A 20,361-nucleotide genomic window follows, 5' to 3' on the forward strand; every position below is an offset into this window, starting at 1 on the left:
GTCACCTAATCTCGATATTGGAAACGCAGGCAAGCGCCGGCTATTGGCGCATGACTGAAACAGGTGCGAGGAGGCTGACAATGCACGCCATTGACGTCATGACACCCTCGGTCGTTTCCGTGAAACCGGATATGACCGTTCAACAAACGGCGGCGCTTCTCGTCGAGAATGGAATAAGTGGTGCGCCCGTGATCGACGCGAATGGACGGTTGGTCGGGATGATCAGCGAGTCGGACCTGGTGCGACGCGTGGAGATCGAAACGGACAGGCCACATCGCGCCTGGTGGATGGAACTGCTGACTGCCCGCCGCGACGATGCCGCCGACTATGTGAAAACGCATGCGCATCTCGTCAAGGATGTCATGACGAAGCACGTCGTCACTGTTCAGGAGATGACGCCGATCGACGAGGTGGCCCGTATTCTCGAAAAGCTGCACATCAGACGCGTTCCTGTCGTGCGCGGCAATGAGGTCGTGGGGATCGTGAGCCGCGCCAATCTGGTCCAGGCACTCGCTATTTCGGCGTCTACGCCGAACCTGCAGCAGGTTCTGAGTGATCGCGAGATTCGAGGCATGCTGCTGGCCGAGATTGCAGGTCACAAATGGAGCTTTCCCGGTCGCAATGTGATCGTCAAGAACGGGATTGTCCATCTTTGGGGCTACTACGCTTGGGCGCCGAACGAGGTGCAGGCGATGCGGGTAGCGGCGGAGGGCATTCCAGGCGTCAGGGGGGTGGAGGATCACACTGGCGCATCGCATTCAGATGCGTAGGATGGGAAGCAGGGGCTGTGCGTGGAGCACGAACCTGGTTGACGTTGCATGGGAGACCAACGGTTGCTTTGAGCCTCGAGAGAATTGCTCGACGCCTGCTCACAGTCGGTGAAGGCGTGACGCATATCCTTGTAGCCACGAGACCGGAATAGCCCGGTCACTGCGAGTCATATTTCTGGCTTCATGCAATATCCTCTGTCCGAGCCTCATGCTGGCCGGCGCGCGTCGGCCAGGGAAGGATGCGGGGGAGAATGCTTTCCGTCCGGATCACCCGATGCGCCAGTGCGCCGAGCACGTGGATGCCAACCAATGCGGCAAGTCCATATGCCGTCAATGCATGCACTTCTCCTAGCCACTGCGACAGGGCACGACTTTTCGGCGCTAGCGTTGGCAACGAAAAGAATCCGAAGCAACTGGCCGTATGCCCGGCGGCGTTCGTCTTCATCCATCCGAGCAGCGGGATGACAAGCATCAGCACATAAAGCAGGCAGTGAACTGTGCGTTCGACCAGGCGGGCCGCCGTGCCGCCTGGGTTGATCGACGGCGGCAACACGCGTCGCTTTCGGACCCGATTCCCGAGACGAACCAGTACAAGGCCGAGAATGACGATGCCGATCGACTTGTGCAGACCGACGAGATCCTCGTTGTCGTCCAGCAGCAGGCCAACGATCAAGTTGCCGATCAGCGCGATGGCCAGCAGCCAGTGCAGCACGCTTATCGACAGTGGATAGCGGGTGACGATTTTCATGACGGGAATATCGTTTCAGTAGCAAAAGCGTGGTCGGTCGCAGTCAGCCGAGCAGATCGTGATAGTGCTTCTTCGTGCCGTTGATTCGTCGTAGCGACTGCTTGGCGGCTGACAGATCGTTGGCCTGGATCGCATGGTCGACATCGGCCAGTTGACCCTGCAAGGTGCGCATTCCTTCGTCATAGGTCGACTGGTCATCACGATACTTCTGGCGGCTAGCCTGTTGCACATCGCTTTCGAGCCGGGCCATATAGGCTTTCATTTCGGGAATCGTCTGGCTGTTCGCCGCACCTTGCATCGCGTGCTTCATGTCCCTCATCAATGTCTTGATCTCGCCGGCGCAGGCCGGCGCGGCAGCGATGGAAAGCAGCACGGCCAGCGCTGCGCAGAAACGGAGTCGGAACGAGAGGCTGTTCATGGTCATCGATTCGATTGCGGATGTCAGTGATCGCGACCTTATGGCGCCGACGTTAACGAATTCTTAAGGCCCGGATTTTTTCGCGACCGGCTTGATGACGGCCCGCGCCTGCGGTTATCGTGCGGCAATGGACGGCCATGTCCGGAACTGACAGGAACACGACGCCATGCGGGTGCTACTCGTGGAAGACGACAAGCTGATCGGAAGCGGGGTGGAAGACGGCCTGATCGATGCAGGCATGACGGTCGACTGGGCGCATGACGGCAGGCAGGCCCAGCTCGCGCTCGAAACCACGCCGTATGATCTCGTCGTGCTCGATCTCGGTCGGGGGTTGAATTGCTGGACTGGCTCCGCAAGCGCCGCGACCATACACCGGTGCTCGTCATGACCGCGCGCGATACGGTGGCCGACCGCGTGAGCGGTTTGAGCGCGGGTGCCGACGATTATCTCGGCAAGCCGTTCGACCTGATCGAGATGATCGCCCGCTGCCGGGCGCTCGTGCGCCGTTCGCAAGGCCGCGGCACCGACACGATCGAATACGGCGACTTGTCGGTCGATCCTGCGCTGATGACGGTGACGCGCGGTACTGAACGGATAGCGCTGACGTCGCGCGAATGCGCGTTGCTGGTCGAATTGCTGGCGAACCAGGGCCGTCCGCTGTCACGTGCGCGGCTCCAGGACAGCCTCTACGGCTGGAACGAAGAGATCGAAAGCAATGCGATCGAAGTGCATGTCTCGAATCTGCGCAAAAAATTGGGGGCCGAACTTATCAGGACGATTCGTGGCGTCGGGTATGTGGTGGAGAAGACGTCGTGATGGGCTCGATCAGGCAACGGCTCACCTTGCTGGTGCTGTCGGGCGTTGTAGCTGTCTGGGCTTATTCGCTGGTTTCCAGCTATCGCCAGGCAATACACGAGGCAGAGGAATGGGACGATGCCCGCATTGAGCAGATCGCCAGGGCGTTCGCCGGACTCCATGCATCAGATCTCCCAGTCTTTGCGGACATCGCGCTCGGTTCGTCCGAAGACGACGACGGCGACAACGATGCCTCGCCGCGGATGCTGTATCAGGTCAGCGATGCCGGCGGACGCATCCTGGCCGCGAGTCCCGGGCTTGCCTCGCTCGATTTGCCGGTGTTTCCCGCAGCAACATCGAGCCCGATTCGGCTCAGCAATCCGAAGTGGCACGCCTACGTGCTAACCGATGCCGCGCGCGGCCGTACGGTGCGCATCTTCGAACAACGCACGCACCGTTCCGATCTGTCTGCCGAGGTTGCGCGCCGCGTCGCCCGGCCGCTTGCATTCGCGTTGCCCGTGCTGGCTGTTTTGGTCTGGTTGGCGATCGGTCGCAGTCTGACACCGCTGCGGACGCTGTCCGAGGCGATCGCAGCGCGCTCGCCCGAGAGTCTCGACGCCATCGGCACGAAGGGCATTCCCGACGAGGTGCGACCGCTGGTCGCCGCACTCAACACGTTGTTGCTGCGCCTGCGCGATTCGCTGGATCGCGAACGCGCGTTCACCAGCGACGCTGCACACGAGCTCAAGACCCCGCTCGCCGCGCTGAAGGTTCAGGCGCAAGTCGCGCTCACGGCACGCGATCCGGACCGTCAGCGGCGTGCGATGCAACGGGTTGTCGAGGGAGTCGACCGGAGCACACATTTGGCGGACCAACTGCTTGCGCTGGCGAGGCTTGACGAGACGGTACCGATGCCCGGCGAGGACGTCGACCTGGCGCGCGTAGTACACGCCTGCGTGATGGATTTTCAGGCGCGAGCCGACCTCAAGCAGATGTTGCTGACATCACGTTCCGACGAGCACACGATCGTGCACGCTCCACCGACATTGATCCGCGTGCTGCTCGACAACCTCGTCGATAACGCTATCAAATACGGTCGTGAACGCGGAAGTGTGGAAATCGCAACCTGGCAGGACGCCGGCGCGGTTTGCCTTCAGGTACGGGACGACGGTCCAGGGGTTTCGGACGAAAACCTGTCTCGATTGCAGGATCGCTTCTTTCGCGGCGGCGATCATAGCGAAAGTGGGAGTGGACTCGGATTGTCCATCGTCGCGCGCATCGTGACCAAGCTCGGTGGTGGTTTCGCGTACATCAACGGGCTGAATGGGGAGGGGTTCGGCATCCGTGTCACGTTTCCCGCGTCATCGTGACCTCGCATTGAGGATACAGCGATTGACGTGACTGGGTAATCGGACGCCTGCGAAACGTCGCATCATCACGAACGGCACACTCTATCGATGACGCACGTCATTGATAGCAAGTCCAACGCCACAGCGGCCAGGCCGCTTTCGTCGCGCCATTGGCTATTTCGCTGGAAGATGATCGCTTACTTCTGAAACTGGAGACCACCGATCATCTTCGAACGAAACGCCACGTCATCGCTAACCTGAACACGGATCGCCGTTGGCGCAGTACGCGCAATCACGACTGCGATAAGGAAACCTTAAGGTGCGAATCCTACGCTGATGACATCGGCTGGACATTCGTGTTGTGCATTGCGGTGCCAGTTCGGATGAACATGGGATGAAGTGTCATTGGAGGGCTTGCGATGAAATCTTTGCTCCTGATCGCTAGCGCGCTTGCCGCCACGGTGCCGCTCTACGCGTCAGCAACACCACCCGGAATACGCGGTGCCCACCAGTGGGGGGAGACTCAGCGGGAGTCGACCGATCAACATGGGGTGCCGCCTCAAGCCAGAAATAATCCTCCAGGGCCGGACGAGTCGGGCTACGGCGGAATGGAGGCCGGCCAACAAACCGGCAGGATGTCGTTGAGCAAGTCGCAACACGCGTTGTACGCGCATCACTAGCGCCGTGGGCGACGCGGCGTGCACACATGCGATTCAACAAAATCAATGCATCTCTATGAAGGAGGCAGCCCATGTTGCCGAAAATCTTGTTTATGGGGACCCGAGTCATCGCACTCGCGATTATCTCGTCGTCGGTATGGGCCGCCGAGCCGGCTTCGGTTAGGGTGAGGCTTTCAGACGGGGAAAATGGAAGGATGTCGCTGAGTCTAAGCCCGTCGAAGGTCGCGGCCGGTCCCGTCGAGTTCACGATAGAGAACGAGTCGCATACGATGAAGCACGAGTTTATGATCATTCGATGGTCCGGCTCCGATGTAGCGTTGCCCTACTATTCAAAAACACAGCAGGTGGCCGAAGACAAGCTGAAAGGGCTACAGGGTATCGAGGACCTGAATCAGCGCGAGATCGTAACAGCGCGATTTTCACTGAAGCCTGGAAGATACCTCGTGTTTTGCAACGAGCCGGGACACTACCGCTCTGCGATGTATAGCGATCTCATCGTCGGCCCTGAAAACTAACATGCAACCGATGGCGCTCATCGGTTTGCTCCGCGTGACTAATGCGGGCAGCGAGTGCTTCGAATCGACGAGGTTGTGTCATAGCTGGCCAAAGCGAATATCCGAGCGGCAGTGGGAAAAATCAGGATTTCATCCATGCTTTGATGCTTGCCGTGACGTCGGTGAATCTGCACCTACTATGATCGGATCGCATTTCACGGAGCCACACCAGGACTGAGCTGGTGTCGCCGAGATGCGGCGTGAAAGTCCGACACCAAGATAAGTGGCGCGCGGCGATCCGCCGTGTGGCGTCGGCACAACGAGGGTCTATCTTGACTGGTGCGACTCGATCCTTGGGCGCTATTGACGGTGCGTGCGGTCGTGCGCGGAGCCGCCGCGCGCGAGCTCGGCAATACTGTCCCGAAACTGTCACATGTGACCGCTATCGTCCCGCGCTACCACACTCGGAAGGAATGGAAATGAAATTGAAAGCGATCCCGGTTCTGATGCTGACGATGCTCTCCTCGTCGCTTGTTCATGCGGTGGACATCACCGGTGCGGGCAGCACGTTCGCTGCACCGATTTACGCCAAATGGGCGGATGCTTATCACAAGTCGGGCGGTGGAAAAATCAACTACCAGGGGATCGGCTCGTCGGGCGGAATCAAGCAGATACAGGCCAAGACCGTCGATTTCGCGGGCTCGGACGCACCGCTCAAGGATGACGAACTGGCGAAAGACGGGCTGTTTCAGTTCCCGACCGTCGTTGGCGGTGTCGTGGCGGCGATCAATGTGCCGGGGATGAAGGCTGGAGAAGTCACGTTGTCCGGCCCGGTGCTTGGCGACATCTACCTCGGGAAGATCAAGAAGTGGAACGATCCGGCCATCGTTGCGCTGAACCCCAAGGTCAAGCTGCCTGACCTCGACATCGCCGTCATTCGTCGCGCCGACGGTTCGGGTACGAGTTTCATCTGGACGAACTACCTGTCGAAGGTCAGCCCCGAGTGGAAGAGCAAGGTTGGGGAAGGCACGACCGTGGCATGGCCGACCGGTTCGGGCGGCAAGGGCAACGATGGCGTCGCCGCCTTCGTGCAGCGTCTGCCGGGCGCGATCGGTTATGTCGAGTGGGCGTACGCCAAGCAAAACCGGATGATCTACACGGCGATGAAGAACGAATCGGGTGCGGTGGTCGAGCCGACGACCGAAACCTTCAAAGCTGCCGCGGCCGGTGCAGACTGGAAGAAATCGTTCTATCAGATTCTGACGAACGAGCCTGGCAAGAATGCGTGGCCGGTGGTCGGCGCGACGTTCGTGCTGTTGCATACGGTACAGGATAAGCCGGAGCAGGCGAAGGAAACGCTCAAGTTCTTCGACTGGTCATTCAGGAACGGCACTGCGGCCGCCGACAGTCTCGACTACATTTCGCTGCCGCAATCGGTGATCAGCGAGATCGAGGGCCAATGGAAGGTCAAGGTCAAGGATACGACCGGCAACCCCGTCGCCCCCTGATCACGCCACGCATCCCCCTGAAGCGCTCAAGGGCGTATCAGGGGGAGATGGACATATACAGGCGCGACATGGCGGGAATCGGGTCGTTTCTTCTCAGCTTGCTCTATGAGGAAAAACGACTCGAACGCTGAGTCCCCGTGTGTCTTCCCGATTGGTCAAATGCAACTCCGCTTGGTGATGCTCCGCGATACTTTGCACGATTGAGAGGCCCAGGCCTGTACCCGAAGCGGGCTGGCCCGCACCGCGATAGAAACGCTCCCACACTCGCGTCAACTCGTTATCGGGGATACCGGGCCCGGTATCTCGAACTTCCAGTACTGGACGATCTCCGTCCTTCTCGACCACGACATCGATGCATGCGCCCGCGCCAGCGTACCGGATCGCATTGTCGACCAGATTGTTAAGCAAAATCCGCAGCTCTTCCTGACTTCCACGAACGATCACGGCGCGCGGGGCAACCAACCCCAGGTCGACATGATGCGCCTGCGCAACGCGTTCCCGATCGCTCACGACGGAAAGCGCGATCGCGGCAATGTCGATCCGTTCGGACAGGGCCTCCGGGGCCTGCGGCGCGAGGCGCGCCAGCGTCAGCAGTTGCTCCGCCAGATGCGCGAGCCTGGACGTACCGATTCGAATCTGCGTGACTATCGCATCGCGTTCCTGTTCGTCCCGGACAAGGGGAAGCAGTTCGGCCTGGATGCCGAGCCCCATGATCGGTGTGCGCAGTTCATGAGCGGCGTCGGCGATAAAGCGGCGCTGTATGGAAAACGACTGGTCGAGTCGGCGCAGGAGATCGTTGATGGCGTCGGCCAAGGGAACGACTTCGCCGGGCATCGTTGCCGTGTCGATCGACTGCATGTTGTCGGCGTCGCGCCGTCGAAGTGTCGATGCGATCTCGCGAAGCGGGTGCAATCCGTAGCCGATGCCGAACCATAGAAAGAGCGCAAGAACGGGGAGCAACGATAGAACCGGCCACAGCAGATGCATTGCGATTTCCGCGACTGCCTCCCAGCGTGCGCGCTGCACCTGCGCGACACGAATCAGGGTGTCACCGCTCCGATACACGTAGGTATGCCATAGCTGCCCTCGACTGGCGACGTCCGCGAGCCCGGGGCCTTGTGGCGGGGGCAGCAACGAGTCGGGGTCGGTGCTGAAAAGAACACCCGATCCACGCCAGATTTCAAGCAATACGCCGTGCGATTGCTGGCCCGACAAGCTGGTGTCGTCACTTTGCCTGACACCCGTCAGTGACAGGCGGCCGTTGGCATCGACGTTCACGTGCCGGGCGACCGCCTTCAACTGATCGCTCAGCAACTCGTCGATTTCGGTCAACGCACCCCAGTACGTGGTTGCGCTGGCGATTACGCCAATCAACAATGTCGCGGGCACGAGCCAGAGCAGGAGTCTGCGCCTGAGCGATTTCATCCAGGTGCTCCGATTCGATAGCCGATGCCTCGTACGGTCACGATGACGTCCGTACCGAGCTTCTGGCGCAGATGGTGAATGTGAACCTGGACCGTGTTGCTCTCGACTTCCTCGTTCCATCCGTAGAGGCATTCCTCGAGTTGCTCACGCTTAACGATCCCCTTTGGACGGCGGATCAGTTCCTCCAGGATGGCAAACTCCCGCGCCGTAAGCGGCACTTCTTCGGCCCGGAGCCAGACGCGGTGTTGCGCGGGATCGAGCCGCAGTGTGCCGGACTGGAACACGGTTTGCGGGCTTCCCGTTTGCCTGCGGAAAACGACGCGGATGCGCGCGAGCAGCTCTTCCAGCGCGAAAGGCTTGACAAGGTAGTCATCCGCACCGGCATCCAGGCCGGCCACGCGATCGCCAATGGCATCGCGGGCCGTGACGATGATGACCGGCGTCGGATCGTTTCGTTGGCGCAACCTTGCGAGAACCGATGAACCGTCTTCGCCGGGGAGTCCCAGATCGAGCAGGATCAGACCGTATTGTGTGGAGCGCAATGCGGTCGACGCGGCCTCGCCGTCCCGAACCCAGTCGACAGCAAACCCCGAATGCCGTAGCCCGCGCAGCAAACCATTGCCAATCAGCGCATCGTCCTCTACTACCAAAACGCGCATGCCGACTCCGTTTCGGTTGATCGCGATGACATGATCGCTGCATTGCCCTCTGGCAGGGCATACGAAAGCGAATCGAACCGCGGCACGGGATTGATCGCTGCCTTTTTGGCAAGGCGCCCGGAAAGTTCGCTGGAAATCGTCGCTGCCAGTACCGCATACCGCACCGTTGAATCCATCGCCATAGCCTCTCGACAGTCGCGGATCGACGCCCGCTTCGAAAGATCATGATGACGCTTGCTTAAGGAATGGTTAACGGGTGCCGCACACGACGAACGTCAATCTTGGCGGCTTGCCGCCACGCGTGCGCATTGCGAGCGAGATGGTGGGGCTGACATGCAAGCTTGGCCACTTTGCCAATTAAAGCGCCGGGGGGATGCCCTAAGCTTTCCATAAGGTTGTCGAGCTACGCTGGTCGCATCTGTCGTTCGGATCCATTTGCGACGGAGCCGATACGGCTCGATCCCGGGCAGCGAGCGGGAGCGCGAGGGGAATTGATGCGATGCCCGCATGCCCGGCGTCGAACCAAGCAACGCCGTGCCGTCGAACCGACAGCGAACAACTTGAATTTCGTCACGATGTGAAGGACAGGAGCCGCGACCGCGGAACAAATCTATGAAACCGCCTATCAATGCCTTGCTGGCTTTAGCACTTGCCGTGGTTCCCGCGTTTGCTTCCGCAAAAGTTCAGGGTACCGGTATCGCGATCGCGGATGTGACGCTCGAGCGTGTAAGGGTCGAACGTGAAGATCATGCGATTGATGACGCTCGACGCGCGGCGGAGCGACGGATGTCGACGACATCGCCCTACGGGAAGGGTGCGCCTAGCCTTGACGCCGCGAAGGCGGTGCAGCGCTAGTGCATCGGCTGAGGTTTGCCCGGTTGATCGATGGGGACGGCATTTCGCTCTTCGGGTGGATGCGCATACCGTGAACGGTCCAAATTCCCCGCCTCCCACGCTGCAGGGCAAACCGGACAACAGGATTTCCGGAATGACTGGCCGAGTCATTCCGGCACCGTGCACATTTGATCCGAAGTTCCTGAAGCGGTGCGATCGAGCTGCCAGGAATCAGTGATGCCGGTACAACTGGCTCTGGTCATTCTTCCACACATGCCGTCCCGACGCGGCCTGGTTAGCAGGCTCGCTTCCGACACCGCTACCAGTTTGTTCAGGCGAAATGCGCCGCTCGGAGGCCTGAAGCAAGTCGGGGTAGCTGGGATCCTTGCGTGACGGAAAATACCCGGCTTTTTCGATCTGAATCAATTGCGCACGCACCTGAGCGCGGGTAAGCGGAACATTGCCGGATTGGGCAAACGACATCATTGGGGGCAGCGCGGCCAGCGACACAGCGAGCAGTTTGAGTTTCACGTTCATGATCAGTCTCTCTATAAAGTTGCGTATTTCCGGTGCGAAGGAAGATGACTTGCATCCGGTAACGTAAGATTCGCATTCCAAACTTAAGATGCGGTTAACTTGATGTATAGAAAAACGACATGATCGATATACTCGATTGAGATTGTGTTCATGAAAAGTATTGCTGACCGGATCGCCTGAATTCCGTGTCCCTTGCGAGTGCTCGCCAGGCGGGCCGAATTTCACGTAGGAATCCGGCATAGCTAAGGTAAGGCTAAGTCTCTCGACGTACCGTTCGGCTTGCGCAAGTTCCTGCGCTTCGCCCAAGACGAATCATGTATCGCTATACCCGACTTCTGTTCTTACCGTTCTGGTCGCAGCGGGTGTCGCCGCAGCTTATGCCGAGAACGGCGACGGGGAAATCGCCGCAATGTCGATCGTGCACGCACCCGTGACGCTCGCACATGCAGCGACAGCCGCCGAACTGCACGTACACGGCAAGGCTGCGCGGGCGGAGTATGAAAATTCAAGGCAAGGCTGGGTGTACGACGTCGAGGTGGCCGGTGACGGCAAGGCATACGACGTTCGCGTCGACGCGAACAAGGGAACCGTCCTCGCATCCGCCGTCGACAGTGCCGATCGTGACGACCACGACACGCTCGACTGAGACGGCGCCGTGCATCGTCAAAGCATTGATGCGATGCACTGGATTCGTTGCTCGGCCGGAGCATCGTTAACGCGCACTTAAGGTGGGAAACGAGAAAATTTTCATGTACAGCGCGACGCGACACTATCGATTGCATTTCGCTTTCTAGTCTTACTACCTTGGCGTCAACAATGGTTGATTACACTCTGTCTAGCCGTTGGAAGTCGGCATCGTTATGCGTTGCGTTGTGCGGCTTCATCACCGGTTGCACGACCTATCACGCAAAGCCGCTTTTTCGAGCATCGACCGCGCTGTCTCAGCACGACCTCGATCGCTTCGAGATCGATCCCCGGAAGATGCCGTTACCCGAACTAGTGGCACATCGTTTCGATCCGTCCGCAGGCTTCGACATCGAGGACGTTGCGATGCTGGCCGTCGCAAACAACCCGGATCTGAAGCTTGCGCGCGATGATCTCGGCATTGCGCAGGCACAGGCATTTTCTGCAGGTCTCCTACCAGATCCACAGGTATCGGTTTCGAGCGACTTTCCGGGTGCCGCGGGCCTTGAGCGCGCGTTCAACTACGGACTGAGCATGGACGTGATGGCGATCATCTCGCGAAGTGCCAACCAGAGGTCCGCCGACGCGACTGTGCGAAAGACGGACCTTGGACTGCTGTGGCAGGAATGGCAAATCGTCGCTCAAGCCAAGCAGCTTTATACAAAGACGCGTTATGAAGACGCCGTACTGCCGCTGCTGAAGCAGGCGCTCGATCTCGACCAGACGCGCTACACCCGGCTCGAGCATGCCCGGCAGGCCGGGAACACGACCGATGACGTCGTGAGTGTCGCATTGACGGCATACAGCGACGCGCGCCGGCAATATGACGACATGGTCCGTGCCCGCGCGCAGACGCATCATGACTTCAACCTGTTGCTGGGGATTGCACCCGACGTCGAGCTGAAGCTCGTCGGTTCGAGCAGGACGAAACCGCTGGCGAACGCGTCGCTCGAAGCCGAATTGGCAGCGTTGCCTAAGCGACGCCCTGACTTGATTGCGCTGCAGGCAGGCTACGAAGCGCAGGAGCAGAAATACCGTGCCGCGATCCTCAACCAGTTTCCGAGCCTGACGGTCGGATTCGATCGTGCACGTGACACGTCCGGCATCTATACGACCGGTTTCCAGATCGCATTGAGCCTGCCGATCTTCAACCGCAACCGCGGCAATATCGCGATCGAACAGGCGACTCGTCAGCGTCTCGGCGACGAATATCGGGTCCGGCTGAATGCTGCGTACGCGGACATTGCGCACCTGCGCAACGATTCGCGCCTCGCGAGCGCGCAACTCGCGCAGGACGAGGCAGCACTGCCGGCGCTCATGCAAGCAGCCGGGCGCGCACGGAACGCGTTCGCGGCACACGATATCGCGATGGGGCAGTACGTCGATGCGCAGCTCGCCGCGCTGACGAGGCAGATTGATGCGGAAACCCAACGCGATGCGCTTGCCGAACAGCGTATCGGGCTGCAAGCGCTACTCGGCAGTGCGATCCCGGACGCATTCTCCACCGACTCCACTCAGCGTTGATCTCATGTCACCCGCTCCCGACTTTCCCTTATCCCGCCGTATAGCCACCGTGTCCGTCGCGCTTGCCGTGCTGGCGCCGTGTGCGGGGCCCGTGCGGGCCGACGAACCTGTGACCGCATCGGTCGATACCGTAGCAGTACACCGAGAACCGATTTCTCAGCAGGTTCGGGCATACGGCATCGTCGCGGCATCGTCGTCGAGCGTCACTTCGATCAACCTGCCTTATGCCGCGCGCATTCGAAAGGTGCTTGTGCTGCCCGGCCAGACGGTAGCCCGCAGCGCGGCGCTCGTCGTGGTAGAAGCCGACCCCGCTGCGGTACTGGCAGCATCGCAGGCCACCAGCGCGCTGACCCTTGCGCAGGGCGAACTCGAGCGTACGCGCTCGCTGTTCGACGCCGGTCTTGCAACGCAATCGCAGCTTGCCGCGGCGCGGAAGGCGCTGAATGACGCACAGCAGCGACTGGCAGCCCAGCATCAAATGGGGGTGCATGCCGGAAACGTGACGATCGCCGCGCCGTTTGCAGGCGTCGTGTCGCAGTTGACCGCACTCCCGGGCGATCAGATCCAGGCCGGCGCAACGATCGCGCAGATCGCGGCGGTCGCGAATGCGTCGAGTTGGCAAGCGAACGTGACGCTCGGTGTCGACCCGTCGGCCGCGGCGTCGATTCACGTGGGAGATTCCGTCGTGCTGAATGGGCTGTCGACCGCGCTTGAGCACGCTCATCCTGCGGGGCGAGTCGTCGTGGCGGGCGCGGCAATCGATCCGCAAAGCCAGCTCGTGAACGTCGGTGCCAACATACCGCTTGGCGGTACCGCGTTTATCCTGGGTACACGTGTGAGCGCCGATATTGCGACGCAGACCGGAACCTGGTGGGTGGTGCCGCGCGCCGCAGTGCTGAGCGACAGGAAGGGGACCTATGTGTTCCAGGTGACGCCGAAGCACACTGCGCAGCGCGTCGACGTCGTGGTGCGCGTGGAAAGCGGCAATCGCTATGGCGTTGACGGACCGCTTGACGCGGCGGAACCGCTGGTTGTCACCGGCAACTACGAGTTGCGGAACGGGATGGCAGTGCGAATGGCCGGAGGCGCGCGCCAATGAATTTCGGGCAATGGATGCAGATGCATCGACGATCGCTGCTGTTTGTCGTGGCGCTGCTTGCAGTCGCGGGCGCGCTGACGGCCTTTCGGTTACCGATCTCGTTGTTTCCGAACGTGTCGTTCCCGCGCGCGGTCGTTTCGCTCGATGCGGGTGACCGGCCGGCCGAACAGATGGCGACGCTTGTCACGATGCCGGTCGAAGAAGCGCTGCGGCGCGTGCCCAGCGTGCGCGACGTCGAGTCGAAGACCAGCCGGGGATCGGCCGAGATCTCGCTTAACTTCGACTGGGGCACAGACATGGCGCAGGCGACGCTGCAGGCGCAGTCCGCAATTTCCGAAATCCTGCCGTCGTTACCGCCCGGCACGAAGATGCAGGTGAGGCGGATGGATCCCACCGTGTTTCCGGTGCTTGCCTATAGCCTCACGTCGTCGCAGCAATCGCTTGCGCAACTTCGCGATCTCGCGCAGTTCCAGTTGCGCCCGCTGCTGTCGTCGGTCGACGGCGTCGCGCGCGTCGAAGTGACCGGGGGGGCGCAGGACGAGTTGCAAGTCGCCATCGATCCCGCCCGGCTCGCGGCGTACAAGCTGTCGGTCGAGGACGTATCAAAGGCGATCGGTGCGGGCAACGTGCTGATAGCGACCGGACGGATCGAGGACCACTACAAGCTGTACCTGGTCGTCGCAGATACCACGATTACGTCGCTCGATACGCTTCGCAACGCAGTCGTGTCGTCTGCGGGCGGCAATCAGGTACGCGTCGGCGACATCGCGACCGTGTCGCGCGGCACGGCTCCGCAATGGATACGCGTCACGGCGGACGGGCAGGACGCAGTCCTGGTCAATGTATTCCAGCAGCCGGGGGCGAATAGCGTCGCGATGGCCAAGGCGATCCGCGCGAAGTTGGCCGCTTTCGAGAAACAAATGCCACCGGGCGTGCACCTGGCGTACTGGTATGACCAGAGTCAGCTCGTGATCGCGTCAGCATCGAGCGTGCGCGACGCGATTCTGATCGGCGTGGTCTTGGCTGCATTCACGCTTTTCGTGTTCCTGCGCAACTGGAAAATCACCGCGATTGCCGTTGCGCTGGTGCCGGTCGTGATGAGCGCGACGATCCTGCTGCTCGATGTGTTCGGAATGGGTTTCAACATCATGACGCTCGGCGGGATGGCCGCGGCGGTCGGACTCGTGATCGATGATGCGATCGTGATGATCGAGCACATCGCGAGGCGCATGCGCGAGGCTGGCGCCCATGCATTCCACGGCCGCGTGATGAGCGCGGCCCTCGAATTCACGCGTCCGCTTGCGGGATCGTCGGCCGCGACGCTGATCATCTTTGTGCCTCTCGCGTTCCTGTCTGGCGTGACGGGCGCATTTTTCAAGGCGCTGTCGATCACCATGGCGAGCGCGCTGTTCATTTCGTTCGTCGTGAGCTGGCTTGCCATCCCGATCCTGTGCGATCACTGGCTGACGCCCGCCGATGCGGAGGAGCATCGCGAGTCGCGTCTGTCGCACTGGATGAACACCCGCTATGCGGCCCTGATCGAACGAGTGAGCGGCAGGCCGTTGCTTGCCCTGGCAGGTGTGGTGCCGCTTCTGATCGTGGCCGCGCTGGCGTTTACGCGTGTCGGCAGCGGGTTCATGCCGTCGATGGACGAGGGCGGGTTCGTGCTCGACTATCACACGGCGCCCGGGACATCCATCACCGAAACGGATCGTCTGATGCGTGAAATCGAGACGATCATTCGTGAGAACCCGAACGTCGCGACGTATTCCCGGCGCACCGGCGCGGGCCTTGGCGGCGACCTCAACGAACCCAACAGGGGCGACTTCTTCGTGCGCCTGAAATCGGGGTCCCGCGAGCCGATCGACACGGTGATGGAGGAGATCCGGTCGAAAATCGAAACGAACGTTCCGGGCGTGAGTATCGAACTCGCCCAACTGATGGAGGACCTGATAGGTGACCTGACTGCGGTGCCGCAACCGGTGCAGATCAAGATCTATTCGGATGATCCTCACGTGCTGGATTCGACAGCAAGGCGGGTCGCGGCGCGGATCGGAAAAATTCAAGGCATCGTCGACGTCGACGACGGCATCAATCCGGCGGGTGATGCACTCGACCTTCACATCCGGCCCGATGCGGCAGCGGCGGAAGGCATGGATCCGCAGGCGATCGCGCAGCAAGTGTCGGATCTGCTCGAGGGTAACGTCGCCACGCAATTCCAGCAGGGACCCAAGACGGTCGGGGTGCGCGTGTGGGTCGCGAATGCGATGCGCACGAATGGCACGGGGCTCGGAGAACTGCAGATCCGCGCGCCGGATGGGCACCTGTTCCCGCTCGACCGAGTGACCGATCTCGTCACGGTTAGCGGTCAGCCGGAGATCAGCCGAGACAACCTGAAGCGAATGGTAGCCGTCACCGCACGAATCGACGGACGCGACCTGGGCTCGACGATCGCGGACGTGCAACATGCGCTCGGCGAGGCGGATCTGTTGCCGCCCGGCGTGTATTACGAGCTCGGCGGGCTGTATCAGCAACAACAGATCGCATTCCGCGGACTGCTTGCCGTGTTTGGCGCCGCCGTGGCGCTAGTTTTCGGCCTGCTGCTGTTCCTCTACGAACGGTTCCGCGTCGCGCTCGCCGTGATGGCGATGCCGCTGTGCGCGACCGGCGCGGTTTTCATCGGTCTGTGGGTAACGGGTATCGAACTGAACATCTCGGCGATGATGGGGATGACGATGATCGTCGGTATCGTGACCGAAGTCGCGATCTTCTATGTTTCCGAGTTCCAGGCGCTCGTGCGCGATGAAGGAATGGCGCCCGATGTCGCGCTGCTCGCCGCCGGCCGCAACCGGTTGCGGCCGATCGCGATGACGACGATCGCCGCGATCCTGGCATTGCTGCCGCTTGCGTTCGCGCTCGGTCAGGGTTCGGCGATGCAGCAACCGCTGGCGGTGGCGATCATATCGGGGCTGATCGTACAGCTTCCGTTGGTTTTGCTGGTGCTGCCGGTTCTGTTGCGTGTGCTGGTTGCGGGATCCGGGTCGGCAGGACTGTCGGACCATTGAGCCGGTTTCCGAGGCTGGCGACGCGGGAGCCCACGCCAGTGCGGATGCAAGGTTAACTGCATAGAATTTCAGCCGCCCCATGCGCGTGCTACCGTATAGCAGTGGCACGAGCGGGCGTACCGGTGCGCAAAGACGGGCGCGCACCAGACTCCCGACGCCATGTCGCTCGACGAACTGCTCGCGGCGGACTCAACTGTCGTGATGACCGCTCGCCTCGATCCACGGCCTGATGTCGGCGTGATAGCGCCGGCCCAGTTCGTAGGCCAGCCCAACGCCCAGGATGGCTCCCAGTACCACGGATGCCAGCGTCAGCCAGCCATTGAGCACGCCGGCACCGACGAGAGCACCCGCAAAAAACACGAGAACACGCGCCAGCCTCGTCGCGATCGCGCCGACGGAGGCAATTGCCTCGGCGCACGCGACGGCAAGCAACACAGTGAGAACGGCATAGGGGTGGTGCTTGATCGCCATGAGCCAGGTCTGCACGAAACGTCCCTCCTTACCGGCGCATGCCATGTGGGTTGCGGGTGGTCTGCGCCCGGCCCCGGTTTGCCTCGCCTTGTTGCACGCTTGCGGTCACCAAAGCTGTGCCCCGGTCGGGAAATTCCGGTATCGCTGGCTGCCCGTCACTGGCTGCCTCCCGCTTCCCCCTGTGCCGACGATGGCCCGGGTCCAGCCCGTTCGTCACGCCCGAAACGCCCGTAACGCAGTGCCAGGGTTGGCAGCACGATCAGGTTCAGGGCGGTCGAGGTGAGCAGGCCGCCGAGAATGACGATCGCCATTGGCCCCTCGATTTCGTTGCCCGATGCACCGCTTGTCACGGCGAGCGGCAGCAAGGCGAGCGCGGTGACGAGCGCGGTCATTAGGATCGGCACCAGCCGTTCCGACGCACCGCGCACCGCCGTGTTCATGTCCCACGCGAGGCGGTCGATGTGCACGAGGCGCTCGTAGTGGCTGATCAGCATGATCGAATTGCGCAGCGATATGCCGAGCAGTGTGACGAAGCCCACCATGCTGCCGAGCGACAGGTTCGCACCGGTTAGCACCACGCTCAATACCCCGCCCACGAGTGCGAAGGGCAGATTGATCATGACCAGCAGCACGCCGCGACGGCTCTTCATTGCAAGGAACAGCAACAGCGCGATACCGACCAGCGCAATCCCGCCGTACGCGATCAGGTCGCGTTGCGACTGCGCGCGCGCTTCGCTCTCACCGCTGAAGACGGCATACGTGCCCGGCGGCATTTTGATCTCACGATTCACACGCCCCTGGGCTTCATTCACGAAGTCGCTGACTGGCCGATTGCCGAGATTGACCGATACTGTCTGCACGCGCTGGCCACCGTCATGGGTGATCTGATAGCGGCCAGCGACCTGACGAATCGTCGCGAGCGTGGAAAGCGGCACGGCAAAACCGTCGGCATTGCGCACCGCAAGCTTGCCGATGTTGCCGACGGTCTGACGCTGGGCCGGGTCAAGCACGACCGCGACGTCATAAGTACGGCTGCCCTCGTAGATTTGCGCTACGGTGACGCCGGCGTAGGCGGCCTGGATCGCATCGAGCACCTCGACGGGCCGGAAGCCCCAGCGGCTCAGTGCGTCGGGATTCAGCGTCACGTCCAGTTCCGGAATGCCTGGTGGCGAATCCACCTTCACGCTGGCAACGCCGTGGATCGTGCCGATCAACTGGGCGATCTGCTGCGCTGTGCGATCGATGACGTCCAGATTGTTGCCGAACACCTTCACGACCACCGGGGCTGTGGCGCCCGAAATGGTTTCGTCGATGCGCTCCTCGAGAAAGGTGTTGACCGAGGTGGATAGGCCCGGAAAGCGTGACAGCGCCTGGCGGATCCGGTAGAGCGCCCAGCTCTGGCCCGATGCGCCCATCGGCTTGAGGTCAACCTCGAACTCGGAGAGCTGCACGCCGGTCGGATCGACCACACCGTTGGCGCGGCCGGCACGTTGCGCCACGAGACGCACGCCCGGCACCTGCATCAGCGCGTTCGAGACCTGCGTGCCGATGCGTATGGATTCGGCAAGCGACGTGCCCGGCGCGAGCCCCATGTGAACGGTGTAATGGCCTTCGCGCAGTTGCGGAATAAAACTCCCGCTCATGAAAGGCAGCGACGCGAGCGCGGCGGCGCACAAGACCGCGCCGATCACCATGATTACCTTCACATGCTGCTCGACTTTCGTCAGCATGGCGATGTAGCGTGTCTTCAGGCGCCCGATCAGGCGCGGCTCCCGCTCGGGCAAGGGTCCCTTCGCCAGCAGCGCGAGCGCCATCGCCGGTGTGAGCGTCAGGGCGACGCCCAGCGACGCCAGCACCGCGAGAATGTAGGCGATGCCGAGCGGTGCGAAGAGCCGTCCGCCGATACCCGTGAGCGTGAGCACGGGCAGAAAGATCAGCATCACGATGAAGGTGGCGAACACCACGGCGCTGCGCACTTCGAGCGATGCGCGCAGCACGATGCGAAACGCTGGAAGCGGCTGGGCCAGGGTGCAGTTCTCGCGCAGGCGCCGGTAGATGTTCTCGACGTCGATGATGGCATCGTCGACCACCTCGCCCAGTGCGATGGCGAGCCCGCCCAGGGTCATGGTGTTCAGGCTAACGCCGAACGACGTCAATACGATGATCGCGACCAGCAGCGACAGCGGTATCGCGACCGCGGAGATCACTGCAGTGCGCACGTTCAGGAGGAACAGGAACAGCACGGCGATGACCAGCACGGCGCCGACGATGAGTGTCGTGCGCAGGTGAGCGACGGCGGCCTCGATGAAGTTGGCAGGCCGGAAGACGTTGGTGTTCACGTCCACGCCTTGCCGGGCGAGCGCGGGCTCAAGTCCGGCGAGTGTCCTTTCGATGGCGCGCGTCACGGCCATCGTGTTGGTCCCATACTGGGCTTCCATCACGACCATCACGCCGGGCTTGCCCATGATCGATGCGGCGCCTACCGCGGGTGCATCGCCCCATGTCACGTTGGCGATATCGCCCAGGCGAACCGCCCCGCCGTTGCTGGAGCGCAGTACGACGCTGGCGAGCTTTTGCGGTGTTGCGATCTGGCCATCGGCGTTGATGGCGATGCGCTGGTTGCTGTTCTCGATGAACCCGGCGCCGTGCACGCCGGTGGCCTGGCGCGCCGCGGCAATCACCTCCTGAATCGACAGCCCATGGCCGATCAGTTTCGCAGGGTCGACCTGGATCTGCATCTGGCGCGTCTCGCCGCCGAATACGATCACGTCGGCCACGCCGGAGGTGCCGAGCAACTGCGGTTTGACGGTCCACTGGGCGATGTCGTAGAGGTCCGCGAGCGAGCGTGTTTTCGACGTGAAGCCGATGGTGCGCACAACGCTCGTTGTCGTGGTGAGCGGCAGGAGCTGGGGGGCTGTGACACCCACTGGAAGCGCGCCCGCGAGCCCGCCAATGCGCTCGGTGACGAGCTGCCGGACCTGCATCACATTGGCGTGGTCATCGAACACAAGCGTGACCGAGGAGAGGCCCTGCATGGACCGCGAGCGAATCGACTGCAGGCCGGTCATGCCGCCCAGGGCATTTTCTACCGGCTGGGTAACGAGCATTTCCACCTGCTCGCTGGTCATGCCTGGCGCGGCCGTCTGCACGATGCTCATCGGCGGCGCGAATTCAGGAAAGACGTCGAGCCTGGCGCGCGTCAGTGTAAAGAGCCCGTAGCCGGCGGCCACGACGGCCAGCGAGAAGATGACGCCGCGAAAGCGCAGCGAAAAGCGGATGATCGCGTTAAGCATGGGACGTG

The 20,361-nt window shown here is 61.7% G+C and carries 17 protein-coding genes and 1 pseudogene; 11 read left to right on the top strand and 7 right to left on the bottom strand.

Translation table 11 applies throughout. The features are described 5' to 3' along the window. Positions 1 to 80 precede the first annotated feature (80 nt). Positions 81 to 770 carry a CBS domain-containing protein gene (locus AK36_RS04735; protein ID WP_045577982.1) on the top strand — a complete coding sequence of 230 codons (690 nt, stop codon included), beginning with the start codon at positions 81 to 83 and terminating at the stop codon, positions 768 to 770. 181 nt (positions 771 to 951) lie between these two features. On the opposite strand, the gene AK36_RS04740 is transcribed toward AK36_RS04735, so the two are convergent. Together AK36_RS04740 and AK36_RS04745 are read right to left on the bottom strand one after the other, a co-directional pair. Continuing rightward, positions 952 to 1,518, bottom strand: coding sequence for a cytochrome b (locus tag AK36_RS04740; RefSeq protein WP_045577983.1), 567 nt, complete (start codon positions 1,516 to 1,518; stop codon positions 952 to 954). 43 nt (positions 1,519 to 1,561) lie between these two features. Further along, on the bottom strand, positions 1,562 to 1,936 hold the full coding sequence (locus AK36_RS04745; protein ID WP_045578428.1) for a cytochrome b562: 375 nt from the start codon (positions 1,934 to 1,936) through the stop codon (positions 1,562 to 1,564). Between the two features lie 166 nt (positions 1,937 to 2,102). Here AK36_RS04745 and AK36_RS04750 point away from each other — a divergent pair. The 4 genes and pseudogenes from AK36_RS04750 to pstS all read left to right on the top strand — a co-directional run bounded on the left by AK36_RS04750 (position 2,103) and on the right by pstS (position 6,762). Then, positions 2,103 to 2,752, top strand: a pseudogene (locus tag AK36_RS04750) (response regulator). Beyond that, on the top strand, positions 2,752 to 4,101 hold the full coding sequence (locus tag AK36_RS04755; RefSeq protein WP_021156827.1) for an ATP-binding protein: 1,350 nt from the start codon (positions 2,752 to 2,754) through the stop codon (positions 4,099 to 4,101). The pseudogene AK36_RS04750 and the gene AK36_RS04755 overlap by 1 nt, the downstream one beginning before the upstream one ends. A 730-nt stretch (positions 4,102 to 4,831) precedes the next feature. Next, positions 4,832 to 5,275: a hypothetical protein gene (locus tag AK36_RS04760; RefSeq protein WP_045577984.1), complete on the top strand. Its 444-nt coding sequence runs from the start codon at positions 4,832 to 4,834 to the stop codon at positions 5,273 to 5,275. 458 nt (positions 5,276 to 5,733) lie between these two features. Further along, positions 5,734 to 6,762: a phosphate ABC transporter substrate-binding protein PstS gene (pstS, locus tag AK36_RS04765; protein WP_045578429.1), complete on the top strand. Its 1,029-nt coding sequence runs from the start codon at positions 5,734 to 5,736 to the stop codon at positions 6,760 to 6,762. 93 nt (positions 6,763 to 6,855) lie between these two features. On the opposite strand, the gene AK36_RS04770 is transcribed toward pstS, so the two are convergent. Continuing rightward, positions 6,856 to 8,187, bottom strand: coding sequence for an ATP-binding protein (locus AK36_RS04770; protein WP_045577985.1), 1,332 nt, complete (start codon positions 8,185 to 8,187; stop codon positions 6,856 to 6,858). Continuing rightward, entirely contained in the window at positions 8,184 to 8,846 is a 663-nt protein-coding gene (locus tag AK36_RS04775; protein ID WP_045577986.1) for a response regulator, read from the bottom strand. Before AK36_RS04775 ends, AK36_RS04770 begins: the two co-directional genes overlap by 4 nt. A gap of 30 nt (positions 8,847 to 8,876) precedes the next feature. On the opposite strand from AK36_RS04775, the gene AK36_RS32625 reads away from it, so the two are divergent. Together AK36_RS32625 and AK36_RS30695 are read left to right on the top strand one after the other, a co-directional pair. After that, a complete protein-coding gene (locus AK36_RS32625; protein WP_143331727.1) occupies positions 8,877 to 9,074 on the top strand; it encodes a hypothetical protein in 198 nt (65 codons plus the stop codon). Between the two features lie 384 nt (positions 9,075 to 9,458). Further along, positions 9,459 to 9,701 carry a hypothetical protein gene (locus AK36_RS30695; RefSeq protein ID WP_080938609.1) on the top strand — a complete coding sequence of 81 codons (243 nt, stop codon included), beginning with the start codon at positions 9,459 to 9,461 and terminating at the stop codon, positions 9,699 to 9,701. Positions 9,702 to 9,911: 210 nt separating this feature from the next. On the opposite strand, the gene AK36_RS04780 is transcribed toward AK36_RS30695, so the two are convergent. Beyond that, entirely contained in the window at positions 9,912 to 10,217 is a 306-nt protein-coding gene (locus tag AK36_RS04780; RefSeq protein WP_045577987.1) for a DUF4148 domain-containing protein, read from the bottom strand. Between the two features lie 409 nt (positions 10,218 to 10,626). Here AK36_RS04780 and AK36_RS32630 point away from each other — a divergent pair, with 409 nt between their 5' ends. The 4 genes from AK36_RS32630 (at position 10,627) to AK36_RS04800 (ending at position 16,589) form a co-directional block, all read left to right on the top strand. Continuing rightward, positions 10,627 to 10,863, top strand: coding sequence for a PepSY domain-containing protein (locus tag AK36_RS32630; protein WP_106919396.1), 237 nt, complete (start codon positions 10,627 to 10,629; stop codon positions 10,861 to 10,863). Positions 10,864 to 11,033: 170 nt separating this feature from the next. Further along, the gene (locus AK36_RS04790) at positions 11,034 to 12,425 is read left to right on the top strand and encodes a TolC family protein (protein ID WP_045577989.1); all 1,392 of its coding nucleotides are present in this window, start codon (positions 11,034 to 11,036) and stop codon (positions 12,423 to 12,425) included. Positions 12,426 to 12,474: 49 nt separating this feature from the next. Continuing rightward, positions 12,475 to 13,524, top strand: a complete 1,050-nt coding sequence (locus AK36_RS04795; RefSeq protein WP_226112360.1) for an efflux RND transporter periplasmic adaptor subunit — start codon at positions 12,475 to 12,477, stop codon at positions 13,522 to 13,524. Further along, on the top strand, positions 13,521 to 16,589 hold the full coding sequence (locus tag AK36_RS04800) for an efflux RND transporter permease subunit (RefSeq protein ID WP_045577990.1): 3,069 nt from the start codon (positions 13,521 to 13,523) through the stop codon (positions 16,587 to 16,589). The genes AK36_RS04795 and AK36_RS04800 overlap by 4 nt, the downstream gene beginning before the upstream one ends. Before the next feature lie 189 nt (positions 16,590 to 16,778). Here the strand turns inward: AK36_RS04800 and AK36_RS04805 are convergent, their stop codons facing one another. Together AK36_RS04805 and AK36_RS04810 are read right to left on the bottom strand one after the other, a co-directional pair. Then, entirely contained in the window at positions 16,779 to 17,075 is a 297-nt protein-coding gene (locus AK36_RS04805; protein WP_059889796.1) for an SNARE-associated domain-containing protein, read from the bottom strand. A gap of 140 nt (positions 17,076 to 17,215) precedes the next feature. Beyond that, complete coding sequence (locus AK36_RS04810) at positions 17,216 to 20,353, bottom strand: efflux RND transporter permease subunit (RefSeq protein ID WP_045577992.1); 3,138 nt, start codon at positions 20,351 to 20,353, stop codon at positions 17,216 to 17,218. Positions 20,354 to 20,361 lie beyond the last annotated feature (8 nt).

It is taken from the genome of Burkholderia vietnamiensis LMG 10929 (assembly GCF_000959445.1).
Taxonomy (GTDB): Bacteria; Pseudomonadota; Gammaproteobacteria; order Burkholderiales; family Burkholderiaceae; genus Burkholderia; species Burkholderia vietnamiensis.

Bases quoted from the DNA above. Each gene is read 5' to 3' on its own strand.
- AK36_RS32630 (WP_106919396.1), top strand. From the start codon at position 10,627: ATGTCGATCGTGCACGCACCCGTGACGCTCGCACATGCAGCGACAGCC.
- AK36_RS04780 (WP_045577987.1), bottom strand. From the start codon at position 10,217: ATGAACGTGAAACTCAAACTGCTCGCTGTGTCGCTGGCCGCGCTGCCC.
- AK36_RS30695 (WP_080938609.1), top strand. From the start codon at position 9,459: ATGAAACCGCCTATCAATGCCTTGCTGGCTTTAGCACTTGCCGTGGTT.
- AK36_RS04760 (WP_045577984.1), top strand. From the start codon at position 4,832: ATGTTGCCGAAAATCTTGTTTATGGGGACCCGAGTCATCGCACTCGCG.
- AK36_RS04770 (WP_045577985.1), bottom strand. From the start codon at position 8,187: ATGAAATCGCTCAGGCGCAGACTCCTGCTCTGGCTCGTGCCCGCGACA.
- AK36_RS04745 (WP_045578428.1), bottom strand. From the start codon at position 1,936: ATGAACAGCCTCTCGTTCCGACTCCGTTTCTGCGCAGCGCTGGCCGTG.
- AK36_RS32625 (WP_143331727.1), top strand. From the start codon at position 8,877: ATGATCGCTGCATTGCCCTCTGGCAGGGCATACGAAAGCGAATCGAAC.
- AK36_RS04735 (WP_045577982.1), top strand. From the start codon at position 81: ATGCACGCCATTGACGTCATGACACCCTCGGTCGTTTCCGTGAAACCG.
- pstS (WP_045578429.1), top strand. From the start codon at position 5,734: ATGAAATTGAAAGCGATCCCGGTTCTGATGCTGACGATGCTCTCCTCG.
- AK36_RS04775 (WP_045577986.1), bottom strand. From the start codon at position 8,846: ATGCGCGTTTTGGTAGTAGAGGACGATGCGCTGATTGGCAATGGTTTG.
- AK36_RS04800 (WP_045577990.1), top strand. From the start codon at position 13,521: ATGAATTTCGGGCAATGGATGCAGATGCATCGACGATCGCTGCTGTTT.
- AK36_RS04755 (WP_021156827.1), top strand. From the start codon at position 2,752: ATGGGCTCGATCAGGCAACGGCTCACCTTGCTGGTGCTGTCGGGCGTT.
- AK36_RS04790 (WP_045577989.1), top strand. From the start codon at position 11,034: ATGGTTGATTACACTCTGTCTAGCCGTTGGAAGTCGGCATCGTTATGC.
- AK36_RS04740 (WP_045577983.1), bottom strand. From the start codon at position 1,518: ATGAAAATCGTCACCCGCTATCCACTGTCGATAAGCGTGCTGCACTGG.
- AK36_RS04810 (WP_045577992.1), bottom strand. From the start codon at position 20,353: ATGCTTAACGCGATCATCCGCTTTTCGCTGCGCTTTCGCGGCGTCATC.